The sequence below is a fragment of the Micromonospora sp. NPDC049240 genome, assembly GCF_040647835.1.
Taxonomy (GTDB): Bacteria; Actinomycetota; Actinomycetes; order Mycobacteriales; family Micromonosporaceae; genus Micromonospora.
Map to the genome: position 1 here is coordinate 202221 of NZ_JBEZCX010000002.1, position 23565 is coordinate 225785.

Below are 23565 nucleotides of genomic sequence, written 5' to 3' on the forward strand. Positions count from 1 at the left end.
GGTTTCCCGCGCTTCCGGCGGCCTGTTAGGTTACGAGCCATGCCAGAGATCCTCGACCAGGCCCGGACCCGGGTGCTGGAGAACGGCGTCGGCCTCGACGAGGCCGGCATCCTCGCCGTGCTGAACCTGCCCGACGAGCACCTGCCGGCCGCGCTCCAACTCGCCCACGAGGTCCGGATGCGGTGGTGCGGCCCGGAGGTCGAGGTCGAGGGCATCGTCTCGCTGAAGACCGGCGGCTGCCCGGAGGACTGCCACTTCTGCTCCCAGTCCGGCCTGTTCACCTCGCCGGTCCGGTCGGTCTGGCTGGACATCCCGGCGCTGGTCGAGGCCGCGAAGCAGACCGCCGCGACCGGGGCCACCGAGTTCTGCATCGTGGCCGCCGTCCGCGGCCCGGACGCCCGGCTGATGGCGCAGATGCGCGCGGGCGTGGCCGCCATTCGCGAAGCGGTCGACATCCAGGTCGCCGCCTCGCTCGGCATGCTCACCCAGGAGCAGGTCGACGAGCTGGCCGCGATGGGCGTGCACCGGTACAACCACAACCTGGAGACCTGCCGCTCCTACTTCCCGAACGTGGTCACCACGCACTCCTGGGAGGAGCGCTGGGAGACGCTGCGGATGGTCCGCGAGTCCGGCATGGAGGTCTGCTGCGGCGGCATCCTCGGGCTCGGCGAGACGGTGGAGCAGCGGGCCGAGTTCGCCGCGCAACTCGCCGAGCTGGACCCGCACGAGGTGCCGCTGAACTTCCTCAACCCGCGCCCCGGCACGCCGCTGGGTGACCGGCCGGTGGTCGAGGGCAAGGACGCGCTGCGGGCCATCGCCGCGTTCCGGCTGGCCATGCCGCGCACCATCCTCCGGTACGCGGGCGGTCGCGAGCTCACCCTGGGTGACCTCGGCACCCGCGACGGCCTGCTCGGCGGCATCAACGCGGTCATCGTCGGCAACTACCTGACCACGCTGGGTCGGCCGGCCACCGACGACCTGCAACTCCTGACCGACCTGAAGATGCCGGTGAAGGCGCTCTCGGCGACCCTGTGAGGCGACGGTGACGAAGCTGGTCCGACCCGACGTGCCGGCCGGTGACGCCGACGCGGCCAACCGCGCCGGCACGGCCGACGACGCCGGCGCGGTGACGCGCTGGTGCGACAGGTGCGGCGAGTCGGTGGCCGCCGGCCCGCACCCGGCCTGCGCGGCGGCGCGGGCGTGGGAGCCGCCGCGCTGGTGCGCGTCCTGCCGCCGGCGGATGAAGGTGCAGGTCGTGCCGGCCGGATGGTCGGCGGTCTGTGTCGAGCACGGCGAGCGGCGGGGCTGACGCGATGCTGCGCGGGCGGACGGTGACGCTGCGGCCGGCGACGGACGCCGATGTGGCCGCGCTGGCCGCGATCCGCGCCACCCCGGAGGTGCGCCGCTGGTGGCGGGGCGGTGACGACCTGGCCGAGGCGGTCCGCGCCGACCTGGCCGACGACGCGCTGGCCGTGTTCGTGGTCGAGCACGAGGGCCGGCTGGTCGGCGCGATCCAGTGGTACGCGGAGACCGACCCCGACTACCGCCACGCCAGCCTGGACATCTTCCTCGACCCGGAGGTACGCGGCGCCGGGCTGGGCGGGGACGCGATCCGGACGCTGGCCCGGCACCTGGCCGACGAGTACGGCCACCACCGATTCACCATCGACCCGGCGGCGGCGAACACGGCCGCGATCCGGGCGTACGCGAAGGTGGGCTTCCGGCCGGTGGGCATCATGCGGCGCTACGAGCGGGGCGCCGACGGGCGCTGGCACGACGCCCTGCTGATGGACCTGCTCGCCGACGACCTGGCCGACTGATTCCGGCGGCGCCACACCGACGGGCGTGCCCGGCACCGCACGGTGCCGGGCACGCCCCGGTGGTCAGCGATCCGTCAGCGTTGCAGGGTCAACACACCCGGCCGCCACGGCAGCAGGTTGTAGTCGCCGCTCGCGCTGGGGTTCTTGCCCTGGTACAGCAACTGGAGGTTGCAGGCGTCGACGGTCTTGGTCTGGTCGGGATTGTTGCGGACCAGGTCACCGTGGCTGATGTCGTTGGTCCACGTCGCACCGCTGTTGGCCTTGCCCGCGAAGGGGTTGCTCTCGGTGGCCGCGTTCGGGGTCCAGGTGCCGCCCAGGCTGGTGGCGGTGAAGGAGCGGAAGTACCGCCCCTGGCTGCCGATCGCCTCGACGAGCATCAGGTACTGGTTCTGGCCCGCCACCTTGTAGACCTCGACGCCCTCGAACAGGTTGTTCGTCGAGTCGGTCATGATCGTCGTGTAGCTCGAGCCGAAGCTGCCCGGGAAGTTCCCGAGCGGCATGCTCGACCGGTAGATCTTGCCGTTGTCCCCGGCGAAGAAGAGGTACATGTTCTGGTCGTCGCCGATGAGCGTCTGGTCGATGACGCCGTACGGGGCGTCGGGGAGGGTCGCGGTGGAGAGCGTCTGCGCCGCGGACCAGCCGTTGGCGTTGGTCGGGTCACTTGACGTCTTGTAGCTGAACGACGTCGGCCCCCACTGGTACGCCAGCACCCAGATGTTCTTCGGGGCGAAGTACAGCAGCGTGGGCGCCACCGTGCCCTGGCTCATCCCGGTCTGACTGGCCGAGGCCATGTCGGACCAGTTGGTGAACAGGCCGAAGTTCATCGAGCCGTACTGCCCGCTGCCGTTCACGTTCGACGCGTAGACCAGGTGCTTGCCGTTGTAGACCACGTTGGTGAAGTCCTTGACCGAGACCCAGCCGTTCGCCGGGTTCGCCAGCGCGCCGGTCGACGACCAGCGGTAGGTCGACGGCAGCGCGCAGCCGCTCGGCGGCGGCGTGGTCGTGGGCGGCGGCGTGGTGGGCGGCGGCGTGGTGGTGCCGAAGTCGGTCCGCCACTGCTGGTTGGTCTGGCCGTGGCAGTCGTAGAGCTGGATCTGCTGGCCGTTGCCGGTGCCCCAGACGTCGAGGCAGCGGCCGGACTGCACGCCGCTGATGGTGCCGTTGGAGTTGATGTTCCACTGCTGGTTCGGCTGCCCGTTGCAGTCGTAGATGATGATGCCGGTGCCGTTGGCGGTGCCCGCGCCGTTCGCGTCGAGGCACTTGCTGCCGTACACCATCAGCTGCTTGTTGCTGGTGTACGTCCACTGCTGGTTCGACTGACCGTTGCAGTCGTAGAGCTGGACCCGGGTGCCGTTGGTCTGGGTGGCGTTGGGCACGTCGACGCACCGGCCCGACTGCACGCCGACGATCCGGCCGCTGCCGCCGGACGGCGGCGGTGTGGTCGGCCCGGAGGTCGGCGTCGCGGTCGGCGAGGTGGTCGGGGCCGCCGCGTTGAGCGCGTTGAGGACCGAGGTGTACGCGGCCTTCTTGTTGCCGCCGCCGTCGAACAGCAGCGGGCTCTCGCCGGAGCGCCAGGAGTCGCTGTCGCGCACACCCCACACGGTGATGCCGATGCAGCGCGGCACGTTCATGCAGGCCTGCGTCAGGCCGGCGTACTGGCTGGTGGAGGCGTTGGTGACGTCGGCCTCGGTGAGCGCCACGTCCACGCCGAGCGCGGCGAAGCTGGACAGCGTGGTCTGGAAGTTGCTTGGCAGCGAGCTGCCGCCGGTGAAGTGGGTCTGGAGACCGACGCAGTCGATCGGCACGCCCCGGGACTTGAAGTCCTGGATCATCCGGTAGACACCCTGCGTCTTGCCGTACGACCAGTTCTCGATGTTGTAGTCGTTGTAGCAGAGCTTGACCGACGGGTCGGCCGCCCGCGCGGTGCGGAACGCCACCTCGATCCAGTCGTTGCCGGTGCCCTGGAGGTTGGAGTTACGGCGGCTGCCGTCCTCGTTGAACGCCTCGTTCACCACGTCCCAGGCGGCGAGCTTGCCCTTGTAGTGGGCCATCACACCGTTGATGTGGTCGATCATCGCCTGACGCAGGTTGCTGCCGCTGAGGCTCTGCATCCAGCCGGGCTGCTGGGCGTGCCAGGCCAGCGTGTGACCGCGCACCTTCAGGCCACGCTGGGTGGCCCAGTTGTAGATCTGGTCACCGGAGTTGAAGTTGAACTGGCCCCGCTGGGGCTCGGTGGCGTCCGGCTTCATCTCGTTCTCGGCCGTGATCATGTTGAACTCACGCGCCGCGATGGTGCTGTACGTCGAGTCACCGAGCCGGCCGGCCGCGATCGCCGTGCCGAAGTACCGGCCCGACTGCGCGGCCGCCGCGCCGAGCGTGCTCGCCGCGGCGTTCGCCGACGGCATCATCACCGCGACCGCGGCCACCGTCACGACGCTGACCGCACCGGCGAGCAGCGCTCGGACGGCGGGCGATCGCCGCCGTCGGGTCCCGCCGCGAGCAGCGGATGGGCTCATTGCCACCGTGGCCTCCTTACTGGCCAACACCCGAGCCGTCTGGGCGGGGACGACTGGACGTCAAGGTTGAGGTATCTAATTCCTTCGATATTTTCATCGACCGCGCGGGTGGACAATATGTTTCGGAAAAGTTTCGGAAGATTTCCGGACCGCGTGCGCGGTCGGTCACCCGGTGTGATGACCGACCGCGCCCGCCGGATCGGTGGTCAGGAGACGGTGCAGGCGCTCCCGTTGAGCGTGAAGCCGGTCGGCCTCGGGTTCGTGCCGGTGTGGGTGCCGTTGAAGCCGAAGCTCGTCGACGCCCCCGCCGCCAGCGTCCCGTTGTAGGCGAGGTTCGAGGCGGTCACCGCCGTGCCGGTCTGGGTGACGTTCGCCGACCAGCCCTGCCCGGCCTTCTGCCCGGTGCTCGGGAACGTGAAGGCGAGCGTCCAACCGTTGATCGCGCTGGTGCCGGTGTTGGTGACCGTGACGTTCGCGGTGAACCCGGTGTCCCAGGTGTTCGCCGTCCAGGTCACCGCGCAGCCGCCGCCGGTCGGCGCGGCCGTGGTGGTGACCGTGACGCCGGGCGAGGCCGGCGAGACGTTGCCGGCCGCGTCCACCGCGACCACGGTGAACGTGTACGCGGTGGAGGCGGTCAACCCGGTCACCGCCAGCGTCGTGCCGGTGGTGGAGCCGACCAGCACGGTCCCGCCCCGGTAGACGCGGTACCCGGTCACCCCGACCGCGTCGGTGGCCGGACCCCAGGTCAGGGTGAGCCCGGTCGGGCCGACCGCCGACGCGGTGGGCGTGCCGGGCGCGGTCGGCGGCGTGGTGTCCGGCGCCGGGGCGGCCGGCGTGGTGACGGCCAGCGCCGCCGAGGCCACCGACCGGTTGCCGGCGCCGTCGACCGCGCGCACGGTGAACTGGTACGTCCGCTCCGGCGTCAACCCGGTCACCGCGAGCGTGTTGGTGGTGGCCGGGCGCAGCACCAGCGCGTCGCTGCCGGTCTGCGCCTGGGTCACCTCGTAGCCGGCCAGGCCGCTGCCGCCGGTGTCGGTGGCGGCGGCCCAGGTCAGCGTCAGGCCGGTGGCCGTGACGCCGGAGGCGACCGGGGTGCCGGGGGCGGTCGGCGCGGTGGTGTCCGGAGTGGCCGGGCCGGGCTCGTCGCCCCACACCCGCACGCCGCCGGAGTAGAGCGGCACCTTGCGGTTCGGCCCGGCGGTGGCCTGGTACGACGGGTCGTTCGTCGGGTCCCAGGTGCCGCCCTCCGGCACGCCGATCTTGAACTGCACCTCCATCCGGTGCTGCGACTGCCCGGCCGGCGCGATGGTGTAGCCGGTGCAGTCCACCTCGACGTACCAGATGTCGCCGGAGAACTGCTTGGCCGTCGACGGCGACGGGCAGCCCTGGGTGTAGCCGGGCGTGACGGTCACCGGGCCGGTGCCGTCCGGCCGGAAGTAGTACCGGAACTTTCCGGTGGTCAGCGCCCGGGCCGGGAACGCCGACTTGTTGTAGATGATCGCCTTGAGCCCGGTGGCCCGCGGCTCGGCCTGCATCACCGTGGTCTCCACGGTCAGCTCGTCCATGTCCGGCGTCTCGGCGGTCGGGAAGCCGGCGCGCGGGCTGCCTCCGTACTCGTTGGTCAGCCGGGCCAGCGCGGAGGTGAAGCCGGCGTTGTAGTCGGTGGCCACCTCGTTCATCACGTAGTCCGACCGGCTGTCGGTGTACGCGTCGTTGGCCGCCGACGGGCCGCCGACCAGCGCGCCGTAGAGCACGTGCCGGGTCTCGACCGGCACGGTCTGGCTGTCCCACCAGGAACCGTGCGCGGTGCGGTGGTGCGGGTTCTTCGGGGAGTTGGTCCCGAACCCGATCAGGTAGCTGGAGTTGCGCGGGTTGTCGCCGAGCGCGTAGTTGACCTGCCGGACCGCGAAGTCGTGGTAGCGCGTCTTACGCGTCGCGTCGGTGGTCCTGTCGCTGTAGACCAGCGCGGCGAACGCGGTGTTGGCGGCGTAGCGCAGCGCGCCCCAGGAGTCGAGCACCGCCATCCCGCCCGGCGAGTAGGGCACCTTCTGCCCGTTGACGCCCACGGTCCAGTAGTCCAGCCAGCGGTTGGCGTCGTCGACGTACTTCTGCTTGCCGGTCAGGTTGGCCAGCAGCACGTACGCGCCGAACTGCTTGTTGTCCCAGGCGAGCGTCCACTTGTAGGAGCGGGTGGTGGACTGCGGTTCGGTGCCGAGCTTGTCGTACTCGCTCTCCGCCTTGGCCAGGTAGGCCGCGTCGCCGGTGGCCCGGTACAGCCACGTCGCGCCCCAGACCAGCTCGTCCTGGTAGCCGCTCCAGGACTTGTAGAACGACGCCGCGTCGGTGATGCACTCGCTGTACGACTTCCGCACCGTGTCGGCGAACGTGTAGAGCTGCTTGGCGTGGCCCAGCAGCTTGTCCGCGTAGGCGGCGTCGGTGGGGCGGAACACCATCGACGACGCGGCCATCGCCGCCGCCGTCTCGCCGGCCAGGTCCGCGCCACCGCAGCTCGCGTCGATCTTGTACGCGGGCCGCGCCATCGGCAGCACCTCGGCCGGCCCCCACCACTTGTGGTCGTCGTCGCCCTTGCCGACCTGGCCGTAGAGGACGTTCGGCGCGGGGTGTGCCTTGACGAAGTAGTCGTTGACGAAGCGCAGATTGTTGAGCAGATAGCTGAGCTGGCCGGAGGCGACGTAACCGTCCCGGTACTCGACCGCGCCCCAGGCCAGCATGGTGGTGCTGAACGCCATCGGGAAGCCGAACTTCACGTGGTCGCCGGCGTCGTACCAGCCGCCGGTCAGGTCGACGCCGACGTCGGCGCCGTCGGTCAACGCCGAGTCGCCCCGCCAGGAGACCCGGTTCCAGGACGGCTTGCGGCCGGACTGCTGCGCCTCGTAGAAGAACAGCGACTTCTGCAACGCCTCGGCGTAGTTGTACGCGGCCGCGGCCTGCGCGGCCGGGGCGGACGCGGTGGCCGGCACGGCGGCGGCCGGCAGCGGCACGGTGGTGGCCAACGCGGCCACCAGCGCGGCGCCGGCGGCGAGCAGCCGGCGGGACGGGCGACCGCGCGGCGGCGGGGTCGGTCGGGGCATGGCGAGCTCCTGTGGAGGATGGGCTGCCGCACGGCGGCGCGATCGGCGTCGGACGGTGCCGGTCGGGCCGCCGTGCGGCGGTGGTGGTGGGGTGGGCCGCAGGAGCGCGGGAGCGCTCCCATGGATGGTTGACAATGTAATCTCGCCGCCGCCGGTTTGGGAAGACGGCCGGGAGCGAGGCGGGTCGGTCGGGGAGGGTCAGCCGCGAGGCTCGGCCCAGGCGGTGAAGCGGTCTTCGAGGTCCGCCGGGCACCGGCCGCCGTCCAGATCGGCCAGTTCCTCGGCCGCAGTCTCGTGCAGGGTCAGGAGGTACGCCCGCAGGTCGGCCTTCCGCTCGCGGTAGCGCGCGAGGAGGGTCAGCTTCGCCGTCGAGCACGGCCAGGCCACCCCGCAAGCACGGCAGCGCCAGGTGGGCCGCGACGGGACGTGGTCGGCGGGGCCGGGGCGGCGGGCCATCACACGAGAGCGCCGACGCGCGGGCGGCGTTGCGACACCGGCGGCGGTGGGGTCAGCACGCGCACTCCGCTCCGCCACAGGAACAGGGACCGGCGGGCGGTCGCGTTGCCGTCCGGGCCGAGTTGGTAGACGTCGGCCCACAACCAACCGTCGTACGTCGTCCAATCCAGCACACGGATCATCCGGACCCTGATCGGGCGGACGAACTGCGGCGACGCCTCCTGGGTGAGGTGCAGGACGTCGCCGGCACGCAGCGCGGGCACCTCCGGCCGGCGGCGGCGCGGCGCGGTCACCGGCCGTCGCCCGGTCGCGGGAAGAGCGTCGTCGTTGCCGGCGACGACAGCCAGCGCGACGGCGGAACGCGGTTCGGTCGGACCGGCGGCGGGGTCGACTGCGGGCTGGGGGTCGGCTTCTCCTCGGGCACGGACACGCCCTCCTCTCGCGGGGGAAATGGAAGGGGGACCGCCCCGCGCTGACGCCTGCCGGACGAGGCGGTCCCCTGACTGACACGGTCGCCGGGTCTCGGGTGGTCCCTGCCGGCCGCGCCGCACTGGTGACACTCTTGTGCGTGACCGCCTAGTGTCGGAAGGTGTTCGGCCACGTTGGAGAGAGTGCGGCGACCAGCGTTTGCCCTAGTGGGGAGCCATGGAGGCGCATCGGCTGAAGGTGGGGGAGGCTTGGGGAACATGACCATGACAGCCGCCGAAGTCCTGCTCGACGAGCTACGGCACGCACGTGCGTCTCGCGGCCTCAGTCAGGACGATTTCGGCAAGCTCATCAGCTACTCGGGCACGCACGTCAGCGCCGTTGAGACCGGCTCGCGCCCGCCGACCGGCGATTACGCCGCCTCGATCGATCGCGCGCTGAAGACCGGGGGCATGTTCGCGCGCCTACTCGATCGGCTCTCCGAACTCGACGCCGCGCCGCTCTGGCTACGCGAGTGGATCACCTTCGAGCAGCAGGCCCGCACGTTGCGGTGGTATGAGGTGGCGTGGGTACCCGGACTCTTACAAACCGAGGCGTACGCACGCGCCGTGTTCGGCAGCGATGGCAGGATCAGCGCCGAGGAGGTGGAGACGCGAGTAGCCAAAAGGCTTGCGCGGCAACAGATCCTCGCCAGCGACGACCCGCCGCACCTCGTTGCCGTTCTAGACGACGCAGTCCTTCGGCGGCCCGTCGGCGGCCCCGCAGTGATGCGCGAGCAACTGTTCCACCTGGCGCAGCTCAGCCAGCACCGGCGGCGCGTCAGAATCCACGTCGTACCGCGTGGGGTCGGCGCGTACGCTGGCCTCGACGGGCCGTTTGTCGTCGCGACCCTGGCGGACTTGGTTGACGTGGGCTACCTCGACAACCGGCTGCGGGGTCAGGTGGTCGAGCGGACCCCCGAGGTGGCGGCCCTACGCGAGCAATGGGAAGCCATCCTCGCCGAGGCGCTGACACTGCAACAGTCCTCCGAGCTGATAACGGAAGTGGCAAAGTCATGGACCTGACTGGCGCGCACTGGCGCAAGAGCACCCGCAGCGGCAGTAACCAAGGGGCCTGCGTGGAGGTCGCCGACAACCTTCCCGGCGTCGTCGGCGTACGGGACTCGAAGGACTCGACCGGCCCGACGCTCGCCTTCGAGCCGGCGTCCTGGCGGGCGTTCGTCGCCCAGATCGCCGAGCGCGGCTGACCGCTCCTGACCCGAGAGCGCCCCGGACCCGTGCGGGCCGGGGCGCTCCGCCGCCGGGCCTGCGGCGATCTGGCGTGATGGTCGAGCAGGTCGAGCACCTGATGACCTGCGCGGAGCAGCCCCATATTCATTTGCGTTCGTGCCGCTGTCCGCCAGCACCCACTCCGGGCTGCCCGGAGCATTCATCCTGGCTGGCCCCGACACACTTCAGGAAGCGGCGAACCTCTGCCGATCTTGGACTTGTGGCACCTCCGATTTCATGCCGAATCGAACATTTCCTGGCACCACAAGTCCATGATCGACGAAACCCTCACCTCGAGCCCGCCGCACTTGCCCCGGACCCGTACGGCCCGGGGCGCTCTGCCGTGTCGGGCGTCGGCGGGCGTCGGGGCTGGCGACGCGTGGTCGGCATCTTGCCGGCGGGCAGGTCGCGGCGGACGAACCGTCAGCTACCTGCCGCCCAGGGACACGAACGGGGCCCCCGCACCGGAGGCCCCGTCCGTGTCACCGTCCCCCGCATCGGAGGTCGGTCAGGGTGGCGCCGCATCGGCGCCGGTGTCGGCTCCCCGCCGGGCCCCGTCGGCGTGCCGCGCCGTTGCGGCTCACCGAGTGGACCCGGCCGGGCTGCCGTCAGCTCTAACCCGGCCGCTGCGCCGGCAGGCCCGCCGCGGTGTCCCGGCCGGGCCACGCCGGTCGGACGGCCCCCGGCCCTCGGCCGGCCGGCACGCCCACCCGGCCGGCGGGGGTCAGCGGCAACGTCGCGGTCAGCACGCCGCCGTCGCGGTCCAGCGTCACCGGCCGGTCCAGCCGGCGCAGCGTCCGCAGCATCGGCGTGTTCTCGGCCTGCACGTGCAGCAGCACCGCGGCGCAACCGGCCCGGCCGGCGTGCCCGAGCAGCCGACGCAGCAGCGCCGAGCCGAGGCCCCGCCGCTGCCAGTCGTCCCGGACCAGCAGCGCCGCCTCGGCCTCGTCGCCCTCGCCGAGCAGGTTGGCCATCGCCACGACCGACTCCGCCGCCCCGCCGGAGCCCGCCGTGGCGAGCAGGGTCACCCCCCGCGCCGGTTCGAGCAGCCGACGCAGCCGGGCCGGCGACGGGTACGCGCCGCTCAGGTAGCGCCGCTGCCGGCTCCGCTCCGAGCAGCCGACGTGCAGTTCGCGTACGGCCGGCACGTCGTCTGCGGTGGCCGGCCGCACCGACACCTCCCCACCGTCGGGCAGCACCAGCGTGACCCGGTGGGTGTCCCGGCGGTCCAGCGTCGCCGCCAGCTCGACCAGCGCCTGCGCCCGGGCGTACTCGGCCGGGGTGAAGCTCGGCTCCCGACGGCGCAGCTCGTAGGCGCCGCCCGCCGGGTCGGCGAGCAGCATCGTGGTGCCGCCCACGCCGCCCGGCGCGGCGGTGGACGTCGGACGCCAGGTCACCGCGTCGGCACCCAGCAGCGTCCGCAGCGCCGCGCCGGGGCCCTCCGGATCGCGGAGCAGCCGACCGGCCAGGCCGAGCACCCGCGTCGGCTCGTCGGCCAGCCCACGCGCCTCGCTGCGCGCCACCCAGCAGTCCCGTCCCCGGCCCCGCTCGACCGCGGCCCGCAGGTCGGCCTCGGTGATCTGCTCGGGCGCGTCGACCAGGAAGTCGTCGACGGCGCCGACCTCGGTGGTGTGCACCTGCACGGTGAGGATGTTGACCCCGCGCAACGCGAGGCTCGCCGTGAGCACCGACAGGTAACCCGGCCGGTCGTCCACGGTGGCTCGGATCCGCCACAGCGCCATGGTTGTCTCCCTTCCTCACCACCGACCATGCCGGTCGCCTGTTGCGCCCCCGTTGCCCCGGGGTGACGCCCCGCCTCCGGGTCAGGTGACGGTGGTCACCGGCGGCGTGCCCACCAGGTCCAGCCGGTCACCGAGGATCACCGCGCTGGCGCGGACGAGTTGGGCGAGCCGGTCCACCTCGGTGGCGTGGAACGCGGCCGCCGAGAGCGGCTCGCCGTGGTCGCGGGAGACCACCAGCACCAGCCCGGCCCGGCCGAACGGCGCCACCGCGTAGTGGTGCCCCTCCGGGCTGGTCAGCGCGCGGGCGCGCAGCGGGGTCACCTCGGGCAACCGGGGCGGCGTCGGGGTCCGCCAGCTCGCGTGCCCGACGGTGGCCGAGCCGGCCCCACCGGGACGCGCGGCCCAGTCCAGCGGCACCACCGCGGCCACCGCCCAGTCCGCGGCGAGCAGGCCGGGCACGGCGTCGACGAGCGTGGCCACCCCGTCGGTCGGGTTCGCCGCCACCTGGGCGAGCAGCTCCGCGTCCTGGCCGGTGGTGGTCGGCGTGCCGATCGCCCGCCACACCCCGTCCACCCGGACGCCGGGGATCGCGGCCAGCCCGGCGAGCAGCCGTTCCACCCGCGCCGCGCCAGGCCAGACCACGGTGAAGTCGTCGACCGCCCGCCCACCGAGCCGCTCCAGGACCACCACCTGGACGATGTCCGCCCCGGAGACACCGAGTGTCCGGGCCACCTGGCCGAGCGTGCCCGGTCGGTCGGGCAGGGTCACCCGAACTCTCAGCAGCATGTTGATCCCCTCCGCTCGGCGGGCCGGCGCGTGGCCGGCAGGCTGTTCCCAGCCTGCCGGCCGGCCGTTTCGTCCCCGTTGCCGCGGCATGTCCCGCCGGGAAAATCCGACCTTGACAACAAAGCTGAGCTGCCGTCGACTATCCGGATGACCGATCCGGCCGTCGACGCCACCCGGCCACCGACCGGTCCGGCCCCGCGCGGGCTCGACCTCGACCGACTCGCCGCCCACCTGGCCACCCACCGGCCCGAGCTGGCCGGGCCGCTGTCCGCGCGCCTGATCGCCGGCGGCAAGTCCAACCTGACCTACCTGCTGCGCGCCGGTGACCGCGAGGTGGTGCTGCGCCGGCCCCCGCTCGGGCACGTGCTGGCCACCGCGCACGACATGGCCCGGGAACACCGGGTGATCTCGGCGCTGGCCCCGACCGGCGTGCCGGTCCCCGAGGCGCTGCTGCTCTGCGCCGACGAGAGCGTCATCGGCGCGCCGTTCTACCTGATGGCCCACGTCGACGGCGAGGTCTACCGGCGGCGCGAGCAGACCGACGCGCTCACCGCCGGCCAGCGGCGTGACCTCGCCATGGCGATGATGGACACGCTCGCCACGCTGCACCGGGTGGAGCCGGCCGAGGTCGGGCTGGCCGACTTCGGCCGCCCCGACGGTTACCTGGCCCGGCAGGTCCGGCGCTGGGCCGGGCAGCTCGACCGGTCCCGCAGCCGCCCGCTGCCCGGCATCGACGAGCTGCGCGACGCGCTGGCCGGCAGCGTGCCGGAGGGCGCGAACGCGGGCCGGATCGTGCACGGCGACTACCGGCTGGACAATCTGCTCACCGCCGTCGAGCCGGTGACGGTGCGGGCGGTGCTCGACTGGGAGATGGCCACGCTGGGCGACCCGCTGGCCGACCTCGGCCTGCTGCTGACCTACTGGGACGTGCTGGGCGACAGCGACCTCGCCGAGGGCAACCCGGTGGCCGACGGGATCGGCCCCCGGGCCGGCTTCCCCACCGGCGCCGAGCTGATCGACCGCTACGCCGGCCGCAGCGACGTCGACGTCGGCCCGTTGCACTGGCACGTGGCGCTCGGCTGTTTCAAGCTGGCGGTGATCTGCGAGGGCATCCACTACCGGCACACCCTCGGGCAGACGCTGGGCGAGGGGTTCGACCGGATCGGCGAGATGGTGGCGCCGCTGGTCGCGCACGGTCTGCACGCGGTGAGGGAGAAGTGATGGAGTTCGCGTACGACGACCGCACGGTCGAGCTGCGGCAGCGGCTGGAGGCGTTCCTCACCGAGTGCGTCCTGCCGGCCGAGCCGGTGCACCACGAGCAGGTGCTCGCCGCCGGCGACCCGTGGGCCCGGCCGCCGGTGATGGACGAGCTGAAGGCCGAGGCCCGGGCCCGGGGCCTGTGGAACCTGTTCCTGCCGGACGCGCGCTACGGCGCCGGCCTGACCAACCTCCAGTACGCGCCGCTGGCCGAGCTGACCGGGCGCAGCCCGCACCTGGCCCCGGAGGCGCTGAACTGCGCCGCGCCGGACACCGGCAACATGGAGCTGCTGGCCGAGTTCGGCTCCGACGCGCAGCGGGAGCGCTGGCTCGCGCCGCTGCTGGACGGCACGATCCGCTCCGCCTTCTGCATGACCGAGCCGGAGGTCGCCTCCTCCGACGCGACGAACATCGCCACCCGGATCACCCGCGACGGCGACCACTACGTGGTCGACGGCCGCAAGTGGTGGTCGTCCGGGGCGATGGACCCGCGCTGCGAGGTCTTCATCGTGATGGGCAAGACCGACCCGGACGCCGACCGGCACCGCCAGCAGAGCATGATCCTGGTCCCCCGGGACACCCCGGGCGTGACGGTACGACGCGGGATGACCGTCTTCGGCTACTCCGACGCCCCGCACGGCGGGCACGCCGAGATCGACTTTACGGGTGTCCGGGTGCCGGTGGAGAACCTGGTCGGCGCCGAGGGCACCGGCTTCGCCATCGCCCAGGCGCGACTCGGTCCGGGGCGGATCCACCACTGCATGCGGCTGGTCGGCATGGCCGAACGGGCGCTGGAGCTGCTCTGCCGCCGCGCGCTGGACCGGGTGGCGTTCGGCCGCCCGCTCGCCGAGCAGGGCGTGGTACGGGAGTGGATCGCCGAGTCCCGGGTCCGGATCGAGCAGGCCCGGCTGCTGGTGCTCAAGACCGCCTGGCTGATGGACACCGTGGGCAACAAGGGCGCGCACACCGAGATCCAGGCCATCAAGATCGCTACCCCGGCGATGGCCGAGTGGGTGATCGACAAGGCGATCCAGGCGTACGGCGGGGCCGGCGTCAGCCAGGACACCCCGCTCGCCGCGCTCTGGGCCCAGGCCCGCACGCTGCGCCTGGCCGACGGCCCCGACGAGGTCCACCGCGCGTCCCTCGCCCGCCGAGAACTCCGCCGCTGGTCCTGACCCACCCCCACCCCCCACGCCCGCTGATGCACGGATCGTGCGGGGGGAGGTGGTGGTGGGGGTGCGTCAGGCGGAGGCGCGGTGGATCAGCTCGGTGTTCAGGAGGACGTGCGGGGAAGGGACGTCGTCGCCGCGGATGCGGGAGACCAGGAGGCGGGCCATCTGCCGGCCCATCTCCTCCACCGGCTGGAACACCGTGGTCAGCGGCGGCTCGGCCTGGCGGGCGATCGGGGCGTCGTCGAAGCCGATCACCGCCACGTCCTCGGGCACCCGGCGACCCGCCTCCCGCAGCGCGCGCAACGCGCCGAAGGCCATCAGGTCGGAGGCGACGAAGACGGCGTCCAGATCCGGGCAGGAGTCCAGCAGCCGACGCATGGCGGCCGTGCCGCTGCCCTCGCTGAAGTCCCCGTACGCGATCAGGCCGTTCTCGACCATGCCCCCGGCGGCGCGCACCGCCTCCCGGTAGCCGGAGAGCCGGGCCAGGCCGGCGCCCATGTCCTGCGGGCCGGCGATGGTGGCGACGCGCCGCCGCCCCCGGGCGAACAGGTGCTCCACCGCCTGCCGGGCGCCGCCGACGTTGTCCACGTCGACGAACCACGCCGGTTGGGCGTTCGGGTGCAGCATCCGGGCCGGCCGGCCGCCGAGCACCGCCGGCAGGCCGCGCTCCTCCAGCAGCGTGGGCAGCGGGTCCGAGTCGTGCAGGGACAGCAGCAGTACGCCGTCCACGTGCTGGTTGGTCAGGTGGTGCTCGACCCGCTCCCGCTCGATCGGCGACTGCACCATCGCCAGCCAGAGCTGCATCGGCGTCTCGACCAGCCCGGAGCTGACGCCCCGGACGATCGCCGCGAAGAACGGCTCGGTGAAGACCCGCTCCCCCGACTCGGAGACCACCAGGGCCACCGAGTCGGTCCGCTGGGTGACCAGCGCCCGGGCGGCCCGGTTCGGCACGTAGCCCAGCTCGGCGATGGCCTGCTGGACGGCCGCCCGGGCCTCCGGACTGACCTGCGGCGAGCCGTTGACCACGCGGGAGACCGTGCCGCGCCCGACGCCGGCGCGGGCCGCGACCGCGTCGAGGGTCGGGCGCCCGAGCGAGCGGGTGCGCTGCGTTGTCATCGTCTGTGCTCCTCCGACGGTCGGGCGGGCCCGGCACCGGTTGAGGCTCCGGCGCCGGGCACCACCCGTTACTGGCTGGCCCAGCTTATTGTGCGGCCAGGCCGTTGCGTCGGATCACGTCGGCGTACCACCTGGCGCTGGACTTCGCGATCCGGGCCTGGCTGTCGTAGTCGACATAGACCATGCCGAACCGCTTCGTGTAGCCCCAGGCCCACTCGAAGTTGTCCATCAGTGACCAGGCGAAGTAGCCCTTGAGCGGCACCCCGGCCTCGATCGCGGCGTGCGACGCGCGCAGGTGCGCGGCGAAGTAGGCCAGCCGGTCCGGGTCGTCGACCCGCCCGTCGGCCAGTGTGTCGACGAACGCCGAGCCGTTCTCGGTGACGTAGAGCGGCAGGTCGGTGTACTCCCGATGGACCCGCTCCAGCGTCTCGGTCAGGCCCGGGGCGTCGATCTCCCAGTCCATGTCGGTCACCGGCACGCCCCGGGTGACGAACCGGACGTCCTCGCTGCCCGGCCAGCAGGACGGCGCCCGCCAGTAGGGCTCCGGCTCCCCGCCCTCGACCGGCGCGGCGACCACGTGCCGGCTGTAGTAGTTGACCCCGACCATGTCCAGCGGCGTGGAGATGGTGGCCAGGTCGCCGTCGCGGACGTGCCCGAGGTCGGTGACGCTCCGCAGGTCGGCGATCAGATCGGCCGGGTACGCGCCGCGCAGCACCGGGTCCAGGAAGAAGCGGTTGGCCAGCGCGTCGATGCGGCGGGCCGCGTCGGCGTCCGCCGCCGACCCGGTGGCCGGGGTGACCGGGTAGAGGTTCACCGTGATCCCGAGTTCCGCCTGCGGGCGGGACGCCCGCACCGCCTGCACGGCCAGGCCGTGGCCGAGCATCAGGTGGTGCCCGGCCCGGACCGCGTCCGCGCCGTTCGACCGGCCCGGCGCGTGCACGCCGGAGCCGTAGCCGAGGAACGCCGAGCACCACGGCTCGTTCAGCGTGGTGAAGTACTTCACCCGGTCGCCGAGCGCGTCGGCGACCAGCGCCGAGTATTCCGCGAACCGGCCGGCGGTGTCCCGGGCCGGCCAGCCGCCGGCGTCCTCCAGCGGCTGGGGCAGGTCCCAGTGGTAGAGCGTCACCCAGGGCTCGATGCCGTGCCCGAGCAGCTCGTCGACCAGGCGGTGGTAGAAGTCCATCCCCTCCTGGTTGACCCCACCGGCGCCGCCCGGCTGCACCCGGGGCCAGGAGACGGAGAAGCGGTAGGACCGCAGCCCCAGGTCGGCCATCAGCCGCACGTCGTCCGACATCCGGTGGTAGTGGTCACAGGCCACGTCGCCGGTGTGCCCGGCCACCGTCCGACCCTCGGTGTGGCTGAAGGTGTCCCAGATCGACGGCGTACGGCCACCCTCCGCCGCGGCGCCCTCGATCTGGTACGCGGCGGTCGCCGCGCCCCAGAGGAAGCCGGGCGGGAACGTGACGGCCGGGCCCTCGTCGAGAACGCCGACGGCGGGCGGGCTGGCTGGGTTGCTCACGACTTGACGGCGCCTTCCATGATGCCGCCGATGATCTGGCGGCCGAACAGAACGAACACGATGAACAGGGGCAGGGTCGCGATCAACGTACCGGCGAAGATCTGCGAGTTGTCGGCGAAGTAGGCGGTGTTGAGGCTACGGAGCGAGATCTGGACGGTGGGGTTGGACGGGTCGGCCAGCACCACGAACGGCCAGAAGAACTGGTTCCACTGCTCCATGAAGGTGAGCAGGCCGAGCACCGCGGCGGCGGGCCGCAGCGCGGGCATCACCACGTGCCAGTACACCCGCCAGGTCGAACAGCCGTCCACCCGGGCGGCCTCGATCAGCTCGTTCGGGACGGCCTGTTCGGCGTACTGGCGCATCATGAAGATCCCGAAGCCGCCGATGAGGAACGGCACGGTGACCGACGGCATGGTGTTCAGCCAGTCGAGCTTCGCCATCAGGATGTAGAGCGGGAGCACACCGAGCTGGATCGGCACCATCATCGAGGCGAGGATGATCAGCAGCAGCGCGTTCTTGCCCCGGAAGCGGAGCTTGGCGAACGCGAAGCCGGCCAGCGAGCCGAAGAACACCGTGGCGATGGTGATCGTCCCGGAGACCAGGAACGAGTTCATCAGGCCCTTGACGACGTTGGCGTCGCCGTTGGCCAGCACCCGCTCGATGTTCTCGCCGAGCTTGCCGCCGGGCAGGAACGGCGGCGGCCAGGAGTTGGCGGCGTCGTTGGTCCGCGAGGCGATGACGATCATCCAGTAGAACGGGAACAGCGACAGGAACACGCCGAGGACCAGCCCGAACCAGGTGAGCGGGCTGGCCTTGAAGAGCCGCTCGGCCTGGTGGGTGGCCTTGGCCTTGGCAGGCGCGGGCGGCCGGGTGGGCGGACGGAGGGCGGTGGTCGTCATCTCGTCACCTTCACTTGTCGGAGCTGATGCGGCGGGCCAGCAGGTAGTTGACCGTCGACATCAGTGCGATGAGCACGAAGAGCACGAGCGCGACCGCCCCGGCGTAACCCCACCGGAAGCGCTGGTTCATCACGTCGAGCAGGTACATCGTGATGGTCTGGAACTGGCCCTCGGAGCCGCCGGAGAGGCCGCCCGACCCGCTGGTGAACAGCAGCGGCTCGGTGAAGAGCTGGAGCCCGCCGATGGTCGAGATGATCAGCGTGAAGATGATCGTGGGGCGTAGCTGCGGGACCGTGATCGACCAGAACTGGCGGCGCCGGGACGCCCCGTCGAGCGCGGCGGCCTCGTACATGTCCTTGCTGATCGACTGCATGGCGGCCAGGTAGATCAGCGCGTTGTAGCCGACCCACCGCCAGTCGACCATGGTGGAGATGGCGAACCAGGAGGCGAAGCGGTTCGCCCGCCAGTCGATCGGGTCCAGGCCGACGGCGTCGAGCAGCCAGTTGATCAGGCCGAAGTCCTTGGCGTAGATCATCGAGAAGATCAGCGCGACCACCGCGGTCGAGGTGATGATCGGCATCGCGATGGCCATCCGGAAGAAGGTCTGCGCGCGCAGCTTCCGGTTCAGCGCGTTGGCCAGCATCAGCGCCAGCATCAGCTGGGGCACGGTGGAGAGCACGAACATGCCGAACGTGTTCACCACCGCGTTCCAGAACTGCGGGTCGTCGGTGAGCAGTTCGACGAAGTTGTCCAGCCCGACGAAGGAGATCGTCGCGTTGAGCGGGGACCGGTCGGTCAACGCGATCCAGACCGTGTACACGATCGGGTACGCGCTGAACACGGCGAAGAGCAGGAAGAACGGCAGGACGTACAGGTAGGGCGAGTACTTCAGGTCCAGCTTGGTGGCCGAGCTGGCGCGGCGGTGCGAGGTGCGGGCGCGCGGCGGGCGGGGCTCGGGCGGCGCCGTGGCGTGCAGGTCGAGGCTCATCAGGAGTCCTTCTCCTCGGCCGGCGTCGCCCGCCTCACGGGCGGCGCCGGGCTCTGCGGGCACCGCGGGTGGCGCCGGCAGCACGGGGCTGCCGACGCCACCCGCGAGCGGCTCAGCCGGATCACTTACCGGCGGCCGCACCGTTCTTCAAAGCCGCCTGCCACTGCTCGTCGGCGGACTTGCCCTGCTCCACGGCGCGCAGCGTGTTCTCCACGGCGGTGCGGACCGCGTTGTTCTTCGGGCCGAGGTAGACCGGCTTCAGGTCGGTGGCGCCAGCGGCGAAGATCTTGCCGACCGGGGCCTTGCTGAAGTAGTCGTTGGTCGAGTCGGCCACGGCCGGGTCGGTGAGCGCCTGCGGGTTCGACGGCAGGTTGCCGACCGCCTTGAACGCGCCGACCTGACCCTTGGCGCTGGTCAGGAACTTGGCCAGCTCCGCGGCCTCCTTCTGGTGCTTGCTCGACTTCGGCACGCCGAGGAACGAGCCGCCCCAGTTGCCACCCGCGCCGGGGGCCTTGGCCACGTCCCACTTGCCGGCCGCCGCGTCACCGGCCTGGCCCTTGATCACACCGGTCATCCACGCCGGGCAGGCGATGGTGGCGAAGGTGCCGTTCTTGAAACCGGCGTTCCACTCGTTGGAGAAGGACTGCAGGTTGTTCGACAGCCCGGCGGCGATCATCTTGGTGGTGAGCTGGTACGCGGCCTGCACGTCCGGGTTCTGGTCGATGACCAGCTTGTTGCTCTTGTCGTAGTACGTGTAGCCGGTGCCCTGGCCCGCGATCTGCATCAGCACCACGTTGTAGAAGTTGGTCGCCGAGTCGACGAACTTGTGCTTCTTGTCGGCGGCGGCGAACTTCTGGCCGGCCTCGATGAACTTGTCCCAGGTGGGCCAGAGCGCGCCGACCTGCTCGCGGTCGGTGGGCAGGCCGGCGGCCTTGAACAGGTCGCTGCGGTAGCACAGCGCCATCGAGCCGACGTCGGTGCCGAGGCCCAGCACCTTGCCGTCGGGGGTGGTGCCCTGCTCCCACTTCCACGGCAGGAAGTTGCCCTTGAGGTCGTTCGCGCCGTGGTCGGCCAGGTTCACGAACTTGTCGGCCTGCGCGTAGAACTGGACGATCGTGCCCTCTTCGAGGGCCACCACATCACCGGCGCCCGAGCCGGCGGTGATCTGCTGGGTCAGGCGGGTGTTGTAGTCGCCGAGACCGAGGCCCTTGCCGCGCTCCTGGATCTTGACGTTCGAGTGCTCGGCTTCGTACTGCTTGTACAGGTCTTCGTAGCCGAAGCCCTGGTCGCCGAAGACGTCGACGACCAGGGTGACCGGGCCGCCGCTGTCCCCGCCGCCTGACGAGTCGTCGTCGTTGCCGCAGGCCGTGGCGCCGGCAAGCACCATGGCGGACGCGAGTGCGATGGCCGCGAAGCGCCGACGGTGGATCGGGACGCTCATCTTCAGACCCCTCTTTTCGGTGGTGAGGCGAGATATCTGTGTGGTGGGGGGTGCGTTTGGCGCCGGGCCGGAGCGGGCAGGAAGGAGATTCACACCACTGCCGGGAGCGCTCCCATGAGATTGCCGGCAGGTAACAGGGGTGTCAATAGGCCGCTGGGAGCGTTCCCATTTCGTTACCGCGTGCGCCCCGCCGCCCCGGCGCCGCATAGGCTGCCAGCATGATCTGCCGAGCCTGCCGGGAGCGGCGGCACCGCGACTGCCGTGGCCGGACGTGGTGCGACTGCCAACACCGCGCACCGGGGCCCACGCCGCCGGTCACCGGGCCGGCCGGCGAATGAGCGGCGGCACCCCGATCGAACGGGTCTGGCCCGCACCCGGGACCGGTCCGCTCACCGACCCGCAACTCACCGCGCTCTACGACCGGACGACGCAGCCGCACCTGCGGGTCAACTTCGTCGCCAGCGCGGACGGCGCGGTCACCCTGGACGACTATTCCGCCGGGCTCTCCGGCGAGCCGGACAAGCGCGTCTTCGGGCTGCTGCGGATGCTCTGCGACGGCCTGCTGGTGGCCGCCGGCACGCTGCGGCACGAGGGCTACGGCGCGGTCCGGCTGAGCGCCGACCGCCGCGCCTGGCGCCGCGAGCGGGGTCTGGCCGAGTTCCCGACGCTGGTGGTGGTCTCCGGCTCGCTCGACCTCGACCCGGCGCAGGGCTGCTTCGCCGACGCCCCGGTCCGGCCGCTGGTGCTCACCCGCTCCGGCGCCGTGCCACCAGCCGGGCTCACCGAGGTCGCCGACCTGATCCGCTGCGGCACCGACCACGTCGACCTGGCCGCCGGGCTGGCCGAGGTGCGCCGACGCGGGCTGGGCCAGGTGCTCTGCGAGGGCGGCCCGCACCTGTTCGGCGCGCTCACCGCCGCCGACCTGGTCGACGAGCTGTGCCTGACCGTGGCGCCGCTGCTCGCCGGCGCCGGCCCCGGCCGGATCACCGCCGGGCCCGGCAGCGCCGCGCGCCACCTGCCACTGCGGCACGTACTGGCCGCCGACGACGGCGTGCTGATGCTGCGCTACGCCCGCGACCCGGGCGACCCGCCGCCCACCACCCCCTGACCACCCCACCCCACCCACCGGGCGGCGGTGACCTGCGGCGCGAGCGCCCGTCGGGAGCGGAATCACACGTACCGTGTTCGCCCGGATCCGCCCGGCGAGCGGCCGGCGTGGCGTCCGACGCGTCGCGTGGCAACCTGTCGCATCCCTCGGGCAGGATGCAGGACGTGCGCCGCCAATCCGACGACCAGCCGACCGGAGACCGCCGATGACCGACGACCAGCTCGACGGCCCCGGCGAGGGGGTCGGCCGGGTGCTCGGCACCGCCGACGCCACCCCGCTCACCTTCTGGACGGCCGTCGCCCCGGGGAGCTACCTGCAACTCGACGACGTGGTGGTGACCCGACGCGAGCTGCCCGACCGGGAGCCGGTGACCATCGCCGGCGTGGTGACCCAGGTGCGTGCCCGGCACGAGGGGGCGCAGTTCGACTCCGACGTCTTCGCCATCGCCGACGGCACGCTGCCGGCGCAGGTGCAGGAGGCCGCCGAGATCACCACCACCCGGGTCGATCCGGAGTTCTACGTCCCGCCCACGCCGGGCGCGGTGGTGCACCGGGCCGAGGGTGACGCCCGGGCCCGGGCGCTGCACTTCGACCGGATGGAGCGGCGGATCCCGATGGGGATGGGCCGCGACGGCGTGCCGGTCTACCTCAACGCCGACTTCCTCGACGGCACCCGGGGCGCGCACGTCTCCATCTCCGGCATCTCCGGGGTGGCCACCAAGACCAGCTTCGCCACCTTCCTGCTCTACTCGGTGTTCCGCTCCGGCGTGCTCGGCGGCGACGCGGTCAACGCCAAGGCACTGATCTTCAACGTCAAGGGCGAGGACCTGCTCTTCCTCGACCACCCGAACACCCGGCTCGACGACCCGACCCGCGCGGCGTACGCGAAGCTCGGTCTCGACGCCGGCGCGTTCCCCGACGTGCGGGTGTACGCCCCGCCCCGGGTCGGTGACTCCTCCGGCACGCCGGATGTGAGCAGCCGGCTCACCGGCGTGGACAGCTTCTACTGGACGCTGAGCGAGTTCTGCGCCGACCGGCTGCTGCCCTACGTGTTCGCCGACGCCGACGACGAGCGCCAGCAATACACCATGGTGGTCCACTCGGTCGCCGCCCACCTGGCCAGATACGCCCAGCCCGCCGACGGCGGGGTCAGCATCGACGGGGTTCGCCTCGGCTCCTACGCCGACCTGGTCGACCACGTGGTCGAGCAGCTCAACGACGACGAGACCCGGGGCGACTGGGCCGGCAGCGCGGTCGGCCTGGGCACGGTCAACGCGTTCGCCCGCCGGCTCATCGGCAGCAAGAAGGACCTGGGCCGGCTCATCCGAGGTGACCTGGCCACCCGCCGCCCGCACTCGATCAACACCGCGGAGAGCGCCCAGGTCACCGTGGTCGACCTGCACAACCTGCCGGACCGCGCGCAGCGCTTCGTGGTCGGTGTGACGCTCAAGAGCGAGTTCGAGCGCAAGGAGAAGGCCGGCACCGCCAAGCCGTTGCTCTTCGTCGTGCTCGACGAGTTGAACAAGTACGCGCCCCGCGAGGGCTCCTCCCCGATCAAGGAGGTGCTGCTCGACATCGCCGAGCGGGGCCGCTCGCTGGGGGTGATCCTGGTCGGCGCGCAGCAGACCGCGAGCGAGGTGGAGCGGCGGATCGTCACCAACTCGGCGATCCGGGTGGTCGGCCGGCTCGACCCGGCCGAGGCGTCCCGCCCGGAGTACGGCTTCCTGCCGCCCGCCCAACGCCAGCGGGCGCTGCTGGCCAAGCCCGGCACCATGTTCGTCAACCAGCCGGACATCCCGGTGCCGCTCTGCCTGGAGTTCCCGTTCCCGGCGTGGGCCACCCGGGTCTCCGAGGCGGGCCGCGCCCCGTCGGAGACGCTACGGTCGATCACGCAGGCCGCCGACCCGTTCGCGGTGGTCGGCTCCGGCACCTCCGACGACGACATCCCGTTCTAGGCGGC

At 72.1% G+C, this 23565-nt stretch carries 20 protein-coding genes; 9 read left to right on the forward strand and 11 right to left on the reverse strand.

The genetic code is table 11. From position 1 onward, the window contains the following. Positions 1 to 39: 39 nt before the first annotated feature. The 3 genes from bioB to AB0B02_RS04225 all read left to right on the forward strand — a co-directional run bounded on the left by bioB (position 40) and on the right by AB0B02_RS04225 (position 1820). Positions 40 to 1035, forward strand: a complete 996-nt coding sequence (gene bioB, locus AB0B02_RS04215; RefSeq protein ID WP_281935182.1) for a biotin synthase BioB — start codon at positions 40 to 42, stop codon at positions 1033 to 1035. Between the two features lie 91 nt (positions 1036 to 1126). After that, positions 1127 to 1309 (forward strand): hypothetical protein, encoded by a 183-nt coding sequence (locus tag AB0B02_RS04220; RefSeq protein WP_281936254.1) that lies wholly within the window; start codon positions 1127 to 1129, stop codon positions 1307 to 1309. A gap of 4 nt (positions 1310 to 1313) precedes the next feature. Beyond that, positions 1314 to 1820, forward strand: a complete 507-nt coding sequence (locus AB0B02_RS04225) for a GNAT family protein (RefSeq protein WP_281935184.1) — start codon at positions 1314 to 1316, stop codon at positions 1818 to 1820. Between the two features lie 74 nt (positions 1821 to 1894). Here the strand turns inward: AB0B02_RS04225 and AB0B02_RS04230 are convergent, their stop codons facing one another. The 4 genes from AB0B02_RS04230 to AB0B02_RS04245 all read right to left on the reverse strand — a co-directional run bounded on the left by AB0B02_RS04230 (position 1895) and on the right by AB0B02_RS04245 (position 8177). Next, positions 1895 to 4342 carry a non-reducing end alpha-L-arabinofuranosidase family hydrolase gene (locus AB0B02_RS04230; RefSeq protein WP_281935186.1) on the reverse strand — a complete coding sequence of 816 codons (2448 nt, stop codon included), beginning with the start codon at positions 4340 to 4342 and terminating at the stop codon, positions 1895 to 1897. Positions 4343 to 4542: 200 nt separating this feature from the next. Beyond that, positions 4543 to 7428: a glycoside hydrolase family 9 protein gene (locus tag AB0B02_RS04235; RefSeq protein WP_357296680.1), complete on the reverse strand. Its 2886-nt coding sequence runs from the start codon at positions 7426 to 7428 to the stop codon at positions 4543 to 4545. A 198-nt stretch (positions 7429 to 7626) separates the two neighbouring features. Beyond that, positions 7627 to 7815 carry a flavin reductase gene (locus AB0B02_RS04240; protein ID WP_357296683.1) on the reverse strand — a complete coding sequence of 63 codons (189 nt, stop codon included), beginning with the start codon at positions 7813 to 7815 and terminating at the stop codon, positions 7627 to 7629. A gap of 68 nt (positions 7816 to 7883) precedes the next feature. Beyond that, on the reverse strand, positions 7884 to 8177 hold the full coding sequence (locus AB0B02_RS04245; protein WP_357296685.1) for a hypothetical protein: 294 nt from the start codon (positions 8175 to 8177) through the stop codon (positions 7884 to 7886). Between the two features lie 393 nt (positions 8178 to 8570). Here AB0B02_RS04245 and AB0B02_RS04250 point away from each other — a divergent pair, with 393 nt between their 5' ends. After that, a complete protein-coding gene (locus tag AB0B02_RS04250; RefSeq protein ID WP_281935196.1) occupies positions 8571 to 9374 on the forward strand; it encodes a helix-turn-helix transcriptional regulator in 804 nt (267 codons plus the stop codon). Then, positions 9365 to 9556, forward strand: coding sequence for a DUF397 domain-containing protein (locus AB0B02_RS04255; protein WP_281935198.1), 192 nt, complete (start codon positions 9365 to 9367; stop codon positions 9554 to 9556). The genes AB0B02_RS04250 and AB0B02_RS04255 overlap by 10 nt, the downstream gene beginning before the upstream one ends. Positions 9557 to 10192: 636 nt before the next feature. Here the strand turns inward: AB0B02_RS04255 and AB0B02_RS04260 are convergent. Both AB0B02_RS04260 and AB0B02_RS04265 read right to left on the reverse strand, forming a co-directional pair. Next, positions 10193 to 11320: a GNAT family N-acetyltransferase gene (locus tag AB0B02_RS04260; protein ID WP_357296687.1), complete on the reverse strand. Its 1128-nt coding sequence runs from the start codon at positions 11318 to 11320 to the stop codon at positions 10193 to 10195. Positions 11321 to 11401: 81 nt separating this feature from the next. After that, positions 11402 to 12106: an amino acid-binding protein gene (locus AB0B02_RS04265; protein WP_281935203.1), complete on the reverse strand. Its 705-nt coding sequence runs from the start codon at positions 12104 to 12106 to the stop codon at positions 11402 to 11404. A gap of 147 nt (positions 12107 to 12253) precedes the next feature. On the opposite strand from AB0B02_RS04265, the gene AB0B02_RS04270 reads away from it, so the two are divergent. Next, positions 12254 to 13327 (forward strand): phosphotransferase family protein, encoded by a 1074-nt coding sequence (locus AB0B02_RS04270; protein ID WP_281935205.1) that lies wholly within the window; start codon positions 12254 to 12256, stop codon positions 13325 to 13327. Next, complete coding sequence (locus AB0B02_RS04275; RefSeq protein WP_281935207.1) at positions 13327 to 14538, forward strand: acyl-CoA dehydrogenase family protein; 1212 nt, start codon at positions 13327 to 13329, stop codon at positions 14536 to 14538. Before AB0B02_RS04270 ends, AB0B02_RS04275 begins: the two co-directional genes overlap by 1 nt. Before the next feature lie 66 nt (positions 14539 to 14604). On the opposite strand, the gene AB0B02_RS04280 is transcribed toward AB0B02_RS04275, so the two are convergent. From AB0B02_RS04280 to AB0B02_RS04300, 5 genes are all read right to left on the reverse strand, one after another. Beyond that, positions 14605 to 15651 (reverse strand): LacI family DNA-binding transcriptional regulator, encoded by a 1047-nt coding sequence (locus AB0B02_RS04280; RefSeq protein WP_107162237.1) that lies wholly within the window; start codon positions 15649 to 15651, stop codon positions 14605 to 14607. A gap of 85 nt (positions 15652 to 15736) precedes the next feature. Next, a complete protein-coding gene (locus tag AB0B02_RS04285) occupies positions 15737 to 17170 on the reverse strand; it encodes a GH1 family beta-glucosidase (RefSeq protein ID WP_281935209.1) in 1434 nt (477 codons plus the stop codon). Further along, entirely contained in the window at positions 17167 to 18069 is a 903-nt protein-coding gene (locus tag AB0B02_RS04290) for a carbohydrate ABC transporter permease (protein ID WP_357296691.1), read from the reverse strand. The genes AB0B02_RS04285 and AB0B02_RS04290 overlap by 4 nt, the downstream gene beginning before the upstream one ends. 10 nt (positions 18070 to 18079) lie before the next feature. After that, complete coding sequence (locus AB0B02_RS04295; protein ID WP_281935213.1) at positions 18080 to 19057, reverse strand: sugar ABC transporter permease; 978 nt, start codon at positions 19055 to 19057, stop codon at positions 18080 to 18082. Between the two features lie 121 nt (positions 19058 to 19178). Continuing rightward, positions 19179 to 20498 (reverse strand): extracellular solute-binding protein, encoded by a 1320-nt coding sequence (locus tag AB0B02_RS04300; RefSeq protein ID WP_281935215.1) that lies wholly within the window; start codon positions 20496 to 20498, stop codon positions 19179 to 19181. A gap of 334 nt (positions 20499 to 20832) precedes the next feature. On the opposite strand from AB0B02_RS04300, the gene AB0B02_RS04305 reads away from it, so the two are divergent. Together AB0B02_RS04305 and AB0B02_RS04310 are read left to right on the forward strand one after the other, a co-directional pair. Next, positions 20833 to 21606: a pyrimidine reductase family protein gene (locus tag AB0B02_RS04305; RefSeq protein ID WP_357296694.1), complete on the forward strand. Its 774-nt coding sequence runs from the start codon at positions 20833 to 20835 to the stop codon at positions 21604 to 21606. 205 nt (positions 21607 to 21811) lie between these two features. Beyond that, the gene (locus tag AB0B02_RS04310) at positions 21812 to 23560 is read left to right on the forward strand and encodes an ATP-binding protein (protein WP_281935217.1); all 1749 of its coding nucleotides are present in this window, start codon (positions 21812 to 21814) and stop codon (positions 23558 to 23560) included. The last annotated feature ends 5 nt before the right edge of the window (positions 23561 to 23565 follow it).